An 11933-nucleotide genomic window follows, 5' to 3' on the forward strand; every position below is an offset into this window, starting at 1 on the left:
GTTAGGAAAGCTTTTCTAAGGCTGTCTTTATACGATTTATTCCCTCCCTTATGGTATCTTCCGAAACACAGTAAGATATCCTCACATATCCCTCCGCACCGAACGCAGAACCCGGCACGCACGCTACTTTCCCCTCTTCTATTAAATATTCTACAAGCTTTAGGTCTGAACCCAGTTTGTTGGAATAAATCTTAAGGTTAGGGAATATGTAAAAGGCACCTTCGGGTTTTACAACGCTTATACCTGGTATTTCCTGCAAAAGCTCGTAAGCTAAGTTCCTTCTTCTTTCAAAGGTTTCTTTCATATGCTTTACAAAGGTTTTGGCTTGAGGGTCTTTTAGTGCTTGAAGAGCTCCATACTGAGCAAAAGATGTGGCGTTGGATATGGTTTGACTGTTAATATCTGCTATCACCTTTGCGTACCTTTGTGGACAAGCTACATAACCTACTCTCCAACCTGTCATAGAGAAGGTTTTAGAAAAGGCATTAATGGTGAATGTGATCTCCCTTGCTTCTTTGGACAAACTTGCAGGACTTACAAACTTTTTACCATCATAAATGAAGGCTTCATAACATTCGTCGGATACTATAAATATGCCTTTTTCAACGCACATCTCCACTATTTTTTTGAGTTCTTCCTCTGGCACTACCGCACCTGTTGGATTAGAAGGAGAGTTAAGCACCAACATTTTGGTTTTCTCTGTTATGTAAGGCTTTAGGTTTTCAGCTGTGAGTACAAAACCCTCTTCCTCTCTGAGATGTACTAAAACGGGCAGACCACCACAGAGCATGATCTGTTCTGGATAACTTACCCAGTAAGGTGAAGGAAGAAGCACCTCATCGCCTTCATCTAACAACGCTAAAAAAACAAGGTAGAGAGCCATTTTGGCACCGGCTGTGATGACTATCTCAGACGGAGAGTACTCTATGGAGTTTTCCTTACGGAGCTTTTCAGAGAGAGCCTCTCTTAGCTCTAAGATACCAGCAGAAGGTGTGTACTTAGTCTTTCCTTCCTTTATTGCCTGCATACATGCGGATTTTACAAAGTCCGGCGTGTCAAAATCTGGCTCTCCAGCTCCAAAACCAACAATATCCACACCCTTTGCTTTTAGCTCGTTTATCTTGGCAGAGAGCTGTAGCGTGGGAGCAGGTTTTATGTGGGATACTCTCTTGGACAGGCTCATTCCCCAAAAACCTCTTTCTTTATATCCTCTTCCCTACCAAACACTCCCATTATGTGGTAGCCGTTATCCACATGAATCACTTCCCCAGTTATAGCTCTTGCCCAATCGCTACACAAAAAGACCGCAGTGTCTCCTACATCTTCTATGGTTATGGCTCTACCAAAAGGATTGACTTTAGTAGTGTGTTCCATCAAAAGGTGAAACCCCGTTATACTGTAAGCGGCGAGCGTTTTTACAGGTCCCGCAGAGATGGCGTTTATTCTGTGCCCGTACTTTGCTATGTCGTATGCCAAATACCTCACTGTGCTTTCAAGCGCTGCTTTTGCTATACCCATAACATTATAATGAGGTACTACCTTTTCCGCACCGTAGTATGTAAGAGTTATGATAGAACCGTTCCTTCCTTCCATTAGAGGTAAAAGCTCCCTTGTGAGTGCTATCAGAGAGTAAACGGATATATCCATGGCTATTTTAAAGCCTTCTCTTGATGTGTCTATAACTCCTCCTTTGAATTCCTCTCTGGGTGCAAAAGCTATGGAATGCACAAGAATGTCAAGACTTCCCCACGCAGATCCAATCTCTTGAGCGAGGCTCTTTATGTGCTCATCCTTTGAAACATCACACTCAAAAACAAGCTCTGACCCAAACTCCAAAGCTATTTCCTTTACCCTACTTTTTAGCTTTTCGTTAGCATAGGTAAAGGCAAGTTCTGCACCTTCTCTGTAAAAGGCTTTTGCTATGCCGTAAGCTATGCTCTTTTCGTTGGCTATGCCCGTAATAAGAGCTTTCTTTCCCTCAAGGATACCCATAAAGTCCTCCTTTATTCTTGTAGTATTTTCATAGCTTCTTCAACACTTCCGCCTTTGTGAACTATATGCACTAAAGCCTTGACCATTTTTACCCTGTCCTTTGCCTGAAATATATTTCTTCCAACAGATAAGCCTCTCGCACCTGCCTGCATGGCACCCTTTACCATCTCTAAAACTTCCCTTTCTGTTTTCATCTTGGGACCACCCGCTATCACCACTGGAACTGGTGAACCCTCTACCGCAAGCCTAAAGCTCTCTGGGTCTCCGCTGTAGGGGACTTTCACTATGTCGGCGCCAAGCTCCGCACCTATCCTTGCACAGTGAGCTATCACCTTAGGGTCGTACTGGTTTATGTCTTTACCTCTGCCGTAAACCATTGCCAACAGCGGCATACCCCATTCCTCACACACCTTTGCCACATACCCAAGGTCTTTAAGCATCTCTCTTTCCATGTCCGCACCTATGTTAACATGTACAGATACACCATCCGCACCGAGTTTAATAGCCTCTTCTACGGTACACACCAAAACCTTGTCGTTCTTTGTAGGAGAAAGGTCTGTTGATGCAGAGAGATGCACTATAAGACCTATGTCTTTGCCTCTACCTCTGTGTCCAGCCTTTACCATACCTTTATGTAGAACAACTGCGTTGGCACCGCCTTCTGCTACGTCATCAACTGCAGACCTTATGTCAACTATACCTTCTATAGGTCCTGAACTAACACCATGGTCCATAGGTACTATGATGGTGTTTTTCGTATTCCTGTCTATAATCCTCTCAAGTCTGACCGCTTTGCCTATACTTGCCATTTTTAACCTCCCTTAAACCTAAAGATAAGTACTCCTGTTTGCAGGATGTTCTCCCTTATAGGTTCAAACTTTATGCGTTTTACAAACTCTATAAGCTTTTGGTCTATTTCTGGCACACCACTTCTTTGTAATACCTCAAACCTTGAAACTTCTCCAGAAGGTTCTACCCACACTTTTATCTTCAGTGTTGACGGAAGCTCTTCGGAAACCAACTTAGGCAAAGGTGGAGCGTAAAGAATGCCCCTACCCCCACCACCAGCAAAACCTACACCTCCCTTAGATATCACAGCACTCACTTCTCCTATCTCTTTGGTTCTTGTCCCTTCTTCCTGCGTTTCTTTCCTACCTTTTACCTTTTGCTCTATTTGTGAAAGTACGGAAACATCTTCTTGAGTTTCTCTGCCAGACGGCAGAGCGATATCTCCTTGATCTCTGTTTATTATCATAGGTGTGATGTTAGCGGTATTTCTGCCTTTAGCTAATGTATGTTTCCCTTCCTTAGGCTTTTGGTATGCCTGCCTGCCTTTTGAAAACTTAACTTCCTGGGTTATCTGCTTTGGTGTCTCAAAGGATACATTCAAGGGTGGTGTTTCTTCTTTTATGTTTATCCTCAGAAGGAAAAGATAGGAGAGGAAGGTGAATATCAGAAGGTTTAAAAAGAGGGATATAAGCCAGTAGAAAAGCTCCTCAGTATGTATCCTGTCAGCCATCTGTTAAATTATAACACCTCTGGTGCATAGTAATACCTTTGTTCCTTTACCTAACCTACTTTCTATGATGAGCTGAAAGTGATGTGCGTCCGCTATAGCTTTGACTATGGCAAGTCCTAATCCAAAGCCTTCCTTGTCTTGAGCTTCTCTGTAAAACCTTTCAATTACCTTTTCTGTATTCTTTATACCTCTTCCGTTATCTTCCACTACCAAACAGGCGTCTTTGTAAAAAACCTTTATATACCCCCCTTCCTGTGTGTACTTGTAGCTATTTTCAACCAGATTTCCTATAGCTATCTTCAGATAGTCCTTGTCCGCAAGGATCTCCACATCCTCATCTAAGTATTCCACCTTAAAGTTATGAGTTTGTTTTATAAATTCGTACTCTTCATCTATCTCCGCCAAAAGCTCGTTCACGCTTACAGGAAAAAGCCTAAGGGGAATCCCTGACTCAAGTCGCATAAGTAGTATAAGATGGTTCATGAGGCGTTCCATCTTATTTGCTTGTATAAACATGTTTTTTACTACTTCTTTTAGCTTGTTTACATCCTTGTAAATACCCATACTTATGAGTTCCAGCTGTCCTTTTATGTAAGTCAACGGTGTTTTTAGTTCGTGTGCCATACCCGCTATAAATTCCTTCTGCCAGTCAAAGGTTCTTTGAAGTTTTTCTATCATATCTCTGTAAGCGTTTTGAAGTACGCCAAACTCATCTGTGCTACTGCTCTTTTCAATGTGTACGTTTATGTTCCCCTTGTAGACTTCCCGCGAAATTTCTGTTAAATATCCCAAAGGCTTTAGCATGCGCTTTATAAAAATCATAAGAAGTAGAGTTATTATCAAGGATATTAAGAGTGAAAAAGAAGTCATAAAAACCAAAAGCCTTTTTTGTATGGCTTCTATTTTTTCCATCTTTCCCAGAAGAATCAGTTTGTAATCACCTATGTCCTTGACGATAAAAGCATAATCATCTAAAAGTCCCTTCTTACTCCTTAAAAGGAACATGATATCATCTTGTGTTAAATTAGGGTCTTCACCGTCTATAAAAGGTTCTTTATGTAGTATTCTGCCCTTTTTATCCACTACTACGCTTGCTATCTCTCTGGAAACTACATCAGAAGCAAGTAAGTTTATGTACTTGCTGGGATTAGTGTGCAAGTTTTTATAAAACTCTATAGCAGGTTTTATCTGGTAGTCCATATAGTCATAGGTGTAATTCAGAAGAAGTTCTCTTACTGTGGCAATAGTAAAAAGAGTTATACTTATCATACTCACTAAGTATGCACCTACGAAAAAAACTAAGAACTTTAACTTAACTGACATCTTGTGGTTTAAGCATATAACCCATACCTCTGACTGTGTGTATAAGCCTTGGGGGTTTGTCCTCTAACTTCTTCCTTAGGTTTTTTATGTAAACATCCACTACATTAGAATTTTCACCGTAAGTAGATCCCCATACTTTTGCAAAGAGCTTTTCCCTGCTTAGCACTTCTCCTGCATGTTCTGCAAGCACTTTGAGAAGCTTGAACTCTCTGTTGGTAAGCCTTATACTGCGCCCCTTGTAATACACCTCATAAGACTTAGGGTTAATTATAAGCTCGCCTATTTTTATAACTTCTTTTTCTTCCCTTTTACACCTTCTTAGAACAGCGTTTATCCTTGCGAGTAGTTCCTTGAAAGAAAAGGGTTTGGTTATGTAATCATCAGCCCCCGCAAAGAGTCCTTCTATCTTATCCTCCAGTTGTGATTTTGCTGTGATCATAATTATTGGAACATCTTTTACCTCTCTTATCCTCTTGAGAACCTTTATGCCGTCAAACTTAGGTAGCATTATGTCAAGAAGGATAAGGTCGTAATCCTCCTCCATTGCAGACCTCATGGCGGAAAAACCATCCTTTACCCAAATCACGCTGTAGCCACTATGACGCAGGCCCTCCTTTATCATCTCTGCCAAGTAAACGTCATCTTCAACGAGAAGCACTCTCATCGGGAAACTTTATAAATTCTTCCACATCCATAATTTTAAACACATCCCTATAAGGCTGTAAAGCGGACTCCAACGCTTCTTCCAACTTTTTCTGCCCCAAGGTTCTGTAACCTATGTCCAGAAGTGTGGAGAGAAAAGATAGGATCGCATCATCCTCTTCCTTAGGATTTTTCCTGTACCTTATTGACCCCTCCTCATAAAGGAATATATCCGAAGAGGCTATATAACCCATAACGCTTTGAGCTACATCGCTTACATGCTTGAGAAGTATGCCATAAACGAGGTTTATAAGAAAGAGATAAACTATGGTGCTCATATTACCCATAGGTTCGTAAAATACCACATCTACCCAGAAAGGTTTTTCAAGCTTTAGTTGTGAAACTACCTTTATATGACCCTGCTCTTCCTGTAATATACCTCTAAGGTTTCCCTCCTCATAAAGTAAGTGAAAATTTCTTTGAGGTGTATAAAGCGTGATAAGACCGCTACTCTTTGATTTGCTAATGCCCATAAATACCTTACCTACCTCAATAAAGTCGCTATGAAGGTTGCTTATACTTCTTTTTTCTGAATGTCTTAGCATGTAAAGGTTCATGGAAACTGCATCCATACTCACCACATTTACTTGCACAGAGCTGTTAGGATTTAGGAAAAACTCAAAAACATCGTAATTGATGGGGTAAAGGCTTATAGGCTTGCCTTTCACATAGTAAAGTTCAAAGTCCTGTGTTTTTAAAAAACCTGTAAACTTACTGAGTCGGAGGTTTTCAAGTATACTGCTAAGATTAATCTTTTTTGCTTCCACATCCTTTATGATATACTCTGCGTAAAGCTTTTCTTCTTTTTCCTCACCGATATTGTAAAACTGGTGTATGTCAAGGAATCCTTGCAATAAAAGTTCCTTTACTTTTCGTAGTGTGTCCAGTATGCTTTCTTCAGAGGAACTTATGATCTCGTACAGGCTCTTTTCGTTATACCTTTCCATACCTTCAAAAGGCTTTTGTGCTTTTAGAACCGCAAAAGGTGTTATGACTTTTTCTATTAAACTTCTGAGTTCAGTAGATATGAGCTGGAGCTGTAAGACTAATTCTTCCGCTTGGATGGGCTGTTCAAGAACTAAAAAATTTTCATTGAGCTTATCCTCTCTGAAGGTAAAAAAACCTTCGGGATTTTCTAAAACTTCAGACATGTGGTAAAAAAGCAAAGCGATCTTATTTCTTACATTACTGCTCGGAATATTTGCGGTAGAAAATGCTTTCACATAACCCTTTTCCACATAAAGGGATATGAAACTTCCATTGGAAAAAAAGTCTAATATCCCCTCTTTGTTTATCAGACAGCTGTTTATAATGTCTACTACATCTTGTGCGGTATTTATGTATCCCGAAAGCATCTTAACCTACCATTTGTTTTACTTTGCGTAGCATATTACTGGTAAGTAAGTTAAAGGTTTCCATCACACCCTCTCCTTTTATGGCACTGGCAGATATGGCAGTTATACCTTCTGGGTTTATCTTCTTTTCTAAGGTTTCGAAATCAAGGGCGTTGGGTAAGTCCATCTTGTTGTACTGAATAACCATGGGAAAGTTATCGTAGCTTTTTCCTATCTTTTTGAGGTCCTCTTTGAGTAGCTTTAAAAATTCCAAGTTTTCCTCAAGCCTTTCTCTCTGTGCATCCGCAACAAAAACCACACCGTCCACACCCCTTACAACGGTAAGTCTTATATCCCTATATATGTCCTGCCCGGGCACTGTATAAAGAGCAAAAGAGACCTCCATATTGCCCACATGCACCTTTTTTGTAGCAAAGTCAAACACTAAGGTTTTTTCTCCGGATGTATTTATCTTCATTAGGCTGAGCCCTTCTCTTTGTGCGAGCTTTTCAAGGTTCGTAGTTTTACCAGATTGAGCAGGACCGTAATACACCACTTTGAGCTTTATAAGTTTCTTACTCACATCAAGCAACATCTTCTACCCCCCTTAGCATTATATTCCCCCAAGTGAGACATCTCTCACACAGAGGTACATAACTATTATAACTCTCACCACATGAGCATACCCAAGGTTTGTAAAGCTTCTGCAAAAGTTCACCACAGGTTTTGTCTATATCTCTGTGAGATTCGGAAGAAAAGGCTATCAGTTTCAAAGGTTCAGAAACTTTATCCAGAAGAGGTTTAATTTGAGTAAAGAGGCTCAGCTTTATGTAAATCCTTACAAGCACCTCTGGATTTATACTCTCTTGTCTTTCCCTGATAAAGTCCATAATCTTAGTTAGCTTTTCTTCATCTTGATGCAAGATGGCAAGCGCCTCGTTCTGTATACCCCCAGAGAAGACTTTATCTAATTGCTTTTTAGCTTCTTTTAAATCTCCTTTTTCAAGCAGATACTTTATCCAAATAGCCTGAGTATAAAAAGTTTTGTATGTGTCAAAGGCTTTCTTCACAAACTCTTCCCTGTTTTCCAATAGGATCTCAGAAGCGTATGCAAGCACTTCCGCAAAAACCTTTTTTTGTAAATCTTTTTCCCACTTTTCACACAGTTTTAAAACATTTTCCTGATAACTTATGCAAGCAGACATGTCTTTTTCTAAAAAGCTTATGTCTCTTAGACCTTTCAAAGCTATCAAGTTAGAGGGATCTTTTGAAAGAGCAGAAAGGAAGCTCTCCTTAGCCTTCTGATAATCTTTTGCCTTAAGCAAGTAGTAGCCAAGGAGAGCATCTACAAGCCCCCTTTCTCTATTGAACTTTAGTTCTTGGACTCTGTGAATTTCTCCCCTTTCCGCTATGGCTTTGATGGTAATGAGCGCCACTTCTTCTCTCTTTTTTGAAGCTGATAGTAGTTCTCCTTCAGCTTTTTGAAAGTAGCCACGAGCTAAATGGGATATACCGTTCATCAGGTTTTTCCTAAAGGTGCTCTGTCTTAGGTCCCTCATCAAAAAGTACAAAGTGGGAAGTATAAAACCTACGGAAAAAGAGAAGAGTATTATTACAAAAAGAGGAACTTGGTAAACCATACCAAAAAAGTTCAGTTGAACATAGTACGCATGCTGGGCAACAAACACAAGGAACAGAACTATTAAAGCTACCGCAACGAGCACCTTTATAAAATTCATACCTCAACCCTCCTTGCGCCTCCATAGAGCCACTCTAAATCGTAATATTCCCTCCATTCTTTCTGAAATATGTGCACTATAGTATCAAGATAGTCTATAAGTATCCAATGGGCGTTTTCTAAACCTTCTATATGGTCTGGCTCTATGCCGTGTTTTTTTAGCTCTTGAGTTAGATAGTCCGCAAGGGCTTTTGCATGAACAGAAGAGTTTGCAGTTGCTATCACAAAGTAATCTGCTATGTTGGTAAATTCTGAAACATCAAGCACTACTATATCTTCACCTTTCTTGTTTTCAAGAAGTTCCTTTATAAGCTTTAACTTTTCCGTCATCTCTTTACATACTTTTTGAGCTCTCTGTAGTAGCTGTTTTCTCCATAAACGCTCTTGTACTTCTCCATGTTTTTCAGTCCCTCTTGGTAGCTCTCATCCGCTATACGCCTCCACCTTTCTATTTCTCCCTCAAGGAAAGCAATTCTCTTTTGAATGGCTCTTTTGTCATCTTCAGTCTTTGCTTCTTTGAGGTGCTTTTTAGCCTCCTCTATCCAGTTTCTGTACTTCTCTTCCTGTCTTTTTGCCTGCAACCTCACCAAAAGTAGGGACTTAATATACCTAAAGGACACCTCTGCATCCGATATCTGGTCTGGATAGTTTATGAGCAGATCCCTGTACCTTAAAGATGCTGAATAGTAGTAGCCAAAGTCCTCGTAAAACCTACCTATGAGATACTCGTGCGTGGCAAGTTTCTTCTGTGCGTCTTCTATTATGTTTCTAACTCTATCCGCATAAGGACTTTGAGGGAACTTACTTAAAAAGTCTTTGGCTTTATCTATGGCTTTGAGGGTGTAGGTTTGATCCCTATAGGGGTCTGGTGCCACCTTCATATAACTGTCCACTAACATAAAGTAAGCCTTCTGTGTCTCCGGTATATCCGGGTAGTAAAAGAGGAAGTCCTCAAGGTAAACTATTGCGTTTATGTAATCCTTTTTCATGTAATAGCTTTCAGCTATAGCATACTTGGCATCCTTTATCTGCTCTGGTGTAAGGTTCTCAAGATACTTGAGAGCTTCTTTTAGTTTTTCTATCGCTTTTGAGTAGTCTCTGTTGGCATACGCTGTCATGCCTTCTTGGTAATACTCAATAGCATACTTAGCTCTTTTTTCTTCTGTCATTTTAGCACAGCTGAAGATAAGCATAAGCAGTCCTAAGAATACAAACCTTCTATGCCTTGTAATGTATCTCATAGTCGTTGTAATCCACATTTGGGTCCTCAACTAAGTTCACATACTTTATTCCGCTCTTTTCTATCACACCTTTGACTACGCTCAGGCTCTGAGGATTCACATGCAAGTCAACTACACCATGAAGATCACTTTTTAGGTCTCTCTCAAGTTCAAAGGCTAACAGACTTTTACTGCGTACCTTTCCTTTTCCTTTGCATAACGGACAGCTTTCGGTAAGTAAAGAAGAGAGACTCTCCCCACTTTTCCTTCTGGCCATTTCTAAGAGTCCAAGCTTTGTAAAACCGTAAATTTGGACATTACAAGCTTCTTCTCCAAAAGATTCTTGCAGTGCTTTTATGACCAAGTCTCTATTTTCTTGCTTCTTCATATCAATAAAGTCTATAACAATTATACCACCTATGTCCCTAAGTATTATCTGCCGAGCTATCTCTTTTGATGCTTCCAAGTTGGTACTTACTGCGTTCTCTTCGTGAGACTCTCCATAAGGTTCCCCGCTGTTTACATCAATTACCGTCATGGCTTCTGTTTCTTCTATAACCAAATAACCTCCACCCTTTAGCCAAACATACTTACTAAGCATCTTTCTGAAAGTTTCGTGTATTCTGTACCTGCTTATATAAGCGCCAACATCTTTAACATACACAGTTTTCTTTACCAAAGAAGGTTCAAACTCCTCAAGGAAGGATACTATATCATTCCATACATAGGGGCTATCTGCTACTATTTCCTCAAGCTCGTGCCAGTGGTCTTTTATCAACCTTACATAAGAAGGATACTCTTCAAGAAGTATGCCCGGTTTTTTCTGAGCGGAAGTTTTTTTTAAGATTTTGAGCCACAGTTTTTTTAAGTTATCTATGTCTTTTAGGATCTCCTCTTCGCTTGCCTTTGAAGCGTGTTTCCTGAATATAATACCACAGTTAGACCCATGTTGGGAAAACAAGCGCGAAGCTATATACTTTAACCTTTCTTTTTCTTCCTTTTCCAGTTTTGAAGAGCATTTTACTTCATTTGTGTTAGGTAGGTATATGACATATTTGCCTATTAACTTTATCCTTCTTGTCAGTTTTGCTCCCTTTTCCCCTACTGGTTCTCTAAGCACTTGTACGATCACTTCTTCTCCTACTCTTAGTAGTTCCGTGTTCTCTCCTTTACATTGGGACCTAAGAGGTAAATAAGCTTCCTTCTCAAGCCCTATATCAACAAAAGCTCCGTCCATGCCCTTTACTAACTTCTTTACTTTACCTTTAAATATGCTATCCGTTATCCTCAAAAGCCCCCGCCTTTCCACCTTTATCTTTTGTATTTCTACCCCTTCTATCAGAAAAGAAAAAAAACCTTCCTGATTAGAAAGCACCAACAAGCTTTTTGCCATCAAAAATATATTAACACTAAAAAAAATATGAATTATAATTGTTTTGTAAGTATGCTTATAGCTAAGCACCTTCCATCCGCAAAGGATGCTCGTATATACATGTCTGTTGAAAGAACTTACTTAGGTTATATAAGGTTTTCCCTCTACACCCTATCTTTTGCGGTTTTTTTAAGGAAGTTGGAGGTGCTTGCAGATATAACCCAGAAGATACATTTATCCGTATTCTTGGAGCACATAGCTATAGCCTTATCCATAGTGGGTACCTTTCTTATAATTGCAGGTATACTTACCTTTTACTTGGACATAAAATACATAGAAGGAGGTATAGAAGTGTCCCCAAAAGAAGTTACTGATCCAAGGATTTATATGGCTGCGGAAAGGACTTTTCTTGCATGGATAAGGACTTCCATATCTCTCATAGTTTTTGGATTCGTTATAGAGAAGTTTGAGTTCTTCTTAGAACAGTTAGAGAAAGTTTTCAACATACATCTGAGAGGTGATCACAGAACTCTTGTGGGTGTGGGAGTTTTCATAATAATTGTGGGACTCTTCACACTTATACTTGGTACTATAAACTTTTATAGAACTATAAGGCAGGTGGACGCAGGTTATTACAGGACACACACATGGCTATATAAGATCTACGGCGCCGTGATATTTTTGGCATGTTTGGTTCTAACCTTTTATGTGCTCAAGATTATCTAAAGTAAGT

General features: G+C 39.8%; 13 protein-coding genes. 1 reads left to right on the forward strand and 12 read right to left on the reverse strand.

Annotation, left to right across the window (positions count from 1 at the left end; genetic code table 11):
• Nucleotide 1 precedes the first annotated feature (1 nt).
• Genes CP948_RS02990 through CP948_RS03045 form a run of 12 tightly spaced genes read right to left on the reverse strand, consistent with a single transcriptional unit; the run spans nt 2 to nt 11221 of the window.
• Complete coding sequence (locus tag CP948_RS02990) at nt 2-1183, reverse strand: pyridoxal phosphate-dependent aminotransferase (RefSeq protein ID WP_096600961.1); 1182 nt, start codon at nt 1181-1183, stop codon at nt 2-4.
• Nucleotides 1180-1992, reverse strand: a complete 813-nt coding sequence (locus tag CP948_RS02995) for an enoyl-ACP reductase FabI (protein WP_096600963.1) — start codon at nt 1990-1992, stop codon at nt 1180-1182. Before CP948_RS02995 ends, CP948_RS02990 begins: the two co-directional genes overlap by 4 nt.
• Nucleotides 1993-2003: 11 nt before the next feature.
• Nucleotides 2004-2801, reverse strand: a complete 798-nt coding sequence (locus CP948_RS03000; RefSeq protein ID WP_096600965.1) for a 2-amino-3,7-dideoxy-D-threo-hept-6-ulosonate synthase — start codon at nt 2799-2801, stop codon at nt 2004-2006.
• A 2-nt stretch (nt 2802-2803) separates the two neighbouring features.
• Complete coding sequence (locus tag CP948_RS03005; RefSeq protein WP_096600967.1) at nt 2804-3511, reverse strand: energy transducer TonB family protein; 708 nt, start codon at nt 3509-3511, stop codon at nt 2804-2806.
• A 3-nt stretch (nt 3512-3514) separates the two neighbouring features.
• A complete protein-coding gene (locus tag CP948_RS03010) occupies nt 3515-4834 on the reverse strand; it encodes a sensor histidine kinase (protein ID WP_096600969.1) in 1320 nt (439 codons plus the stop codon).
• Nucleotides 4824-5498 carry a response regulator transcription factor gene (locus tag CP948_RS03015; RefSeq protein ID WP_096600971.1) on the reverse strand — a complete coding sequence of 225 codons (675 nt, stop codon included), beginning with the start codon at nt 5496-5498 and terminating at the stop codon, nt 4824-4826. The genes CP948_RS03010 and CP948_RS03015 overlap by 11 nt, the downstream gene beginning before the upstream one ends.
• Nucleotides 5479-6891, reverse strand: a complete 1413-nt coding sequence (locus CP948_RS03020) for a hypothetical protein (RefSeq protein WP_096600973.1) — start codon at nt 6889-6891, stop codon at nt 5479-5481. The genes CP948_RS03015 and CP948_RS03020 overlap by 20 nt, the downstream gene beginning before the upstream one ends.
• Nucleotide 6892: 1 nt before the next feature.
• Nucleotides 6893-7465, reverse strand: a complete 573-nt coding sequence (locus CP948_RS03025; RefSeq protein ID WP_096600975.1) for a GTP-binding protein — start codon at nt 7463-7465, stop codon at nt 6893-6895.
• Entirely contained in the window at nt 7455-8609 is a 1155-nt protein-coding gene (locus tag CP948_RS03030) for a DUF1049 domain-containing protein (RefSeq protein WP_096600977.1), read from the reverse strand. Before CP948_RS03030 ends, CP948_RS03025 begins: the two co-directional genes overlap by 11 nt.
• The gene (gene rsfS / locus CP948_RS03035; protein ID WP_096600979.1) at nt 8606-8938 is read right to left on the reverse strand and encodes a ribosome silencing factor; all 333 of its coding nucleotides are present in this window, start codon (nt 8936-8938) and stop codon (nt 8606-8608) included. Before rsfS ends, CP948_RS03030 begins: the two co-directional genes overlap by 4 nt.
• Nucleotides 8935-9849 (reverse strand): outer membrane protein assembly factor BamD, encoded by a 915-nt coding sequence (locus CP948_RS03040; protein WP_096600982.1) that lies wholly within the window; start codon nt 9847-9849, stop codon nt 8935-8937. The genes rsfS and CP948_RS03040 overlap by 4 nt, the downstream gene beginning before the upstream one ends.
• The gene (locus tag CP948_RS03045; RefSeq protein WP_096600984.1) at nt 9827-11221 is read right to left on the reverse strand and encodes an Rne/Rng family ribonuclease; all 1395 of its coding nucleotides are present in this window, start codon (nt 11219-11221) and stop codon (nt 9827-9829) included. The genes CP948_RS03040 and CP948_RS03045 overlap by 23 nt, the downstream gene beginning before the upstream one ends.
• 51 nt (nt 11222-11272) lie before the next feature.
• Between CP948_RS03045 and CP948_RS03050 the strand changes: the two genes are divergently transcribed.
• On the forward strand, nt 11273-11926 hold the full coding sequence (locus CP948_RS03050) for a DUF202 domain-containing protein (protein WP_096600986.1): 654 nt from the start codon (nt 11273-11275) through the stop codon (nt 11924-11926).
• Nucleotides 11927-11933: the final 7 nt, after the last annotated feature.

This window comes from Hydrogenobacter hydrogenophilus (assembly GCF_900215655.1).
Taxonomy (GTDB): domain Bacteria; phylum Aquificota; class Aquificia; order Aquificales; family Aquificaceae; genus Hydrogenobacter; species Hydrogenobacter hydrogenophilus.

Bases quoted from the DNA above. Each gene is read 5' to 3' on its own strand.
- CP948_RS02990 (WP_096600961.1), bottom strand. From the start codon at position 1,183: ATGAGCCTGTCCAAGAGAGTATCCCACATAAAACCTGCTCCCACGCTA.
- CP948_RS02995 (WP_096600963.1), bottom strand. From the start codon at position 1,992: ATGGGTATCCTTGAGGGAAAGAAAGCTCTTATTACGGGCATAGCCAAC.
- CP948_RS03000 (WP_096600965.1), bottom strand. From the start codon at position 2,801: ATGGCAAGTATAGGCAAAGCGGTCAGACTTGAGAGGATTATAGACAGG.
- CP948_RS03005 (WP_096600967.1), bottom strand. From the start codon at position 3,511: ATGGCTGACAGGATACATACTGAGGAGCTTTTCTACTGGCTTATATCC.
- CP948_RS03010 (WP_096600969.1), bottom strand. From the start codon at position 4,834: ATGTCAGTTAAGTTAAAGTTCTTAGTTTTTTTCGTAGGTGCATACTTA.
- CP948_RS03015 (WP_096600971.1), bottom strand. From the start codon at position 5,498: ATGAGAGTGCTTCTCGTTGAAGATGACGTTTACTTGGCAGAGATGATA.
- CP948_RS03020 (WP_096600973.1), bottom strand. From the start codon at position 6,891: ATGCTTTCGGGATACATAAATACCGCACAAGATGTAGTAGACATTATA.
- CP948_RS03025 (WP_096600975.1), bottom strand. From the start codon at position 7,465: ATGTTGCTTGATGTGAGTAAGAAACTTATAAAGCTCAAAGTGGTGTAT.
- CP948_RS03030 (WP_096600977.1), bottom strand. From the start codon at position 8,609: ATGAATTTTATAAAGGTGCTCGTTGCGGTAGCTTTAATAGTTCTGTTC.
- rsfS (WP_096600979.1), bottom strand. From the start codon at position 8,938: ATGACGGAAAAGTTAAAGCTTATAAAGGAACTTCTTGAAAACAAGAAA.
- CP948_RS03040 (WP_096600982.1), bottom strand. From the start codon at position 9,849: ATGAGATACATTACAAGGCATAGAAGGTTTGTATTCTTAGGACTGCTT.
- CP948_RS03045 (WP_096600984.1), bottom strand. From the start codon at position 11,221: ATGGCAAAAAGCTTGTTGGTGCTTTCTAATCAGGAAGGTTTTTTTTCT.
- CP948_RS03050 (WP_096600986.1), top strand. From the start codon at position 11,273: ATGCTTATAGCTAAGCACCTTCCATCCGCAAAGGATGCTCGTATATAC.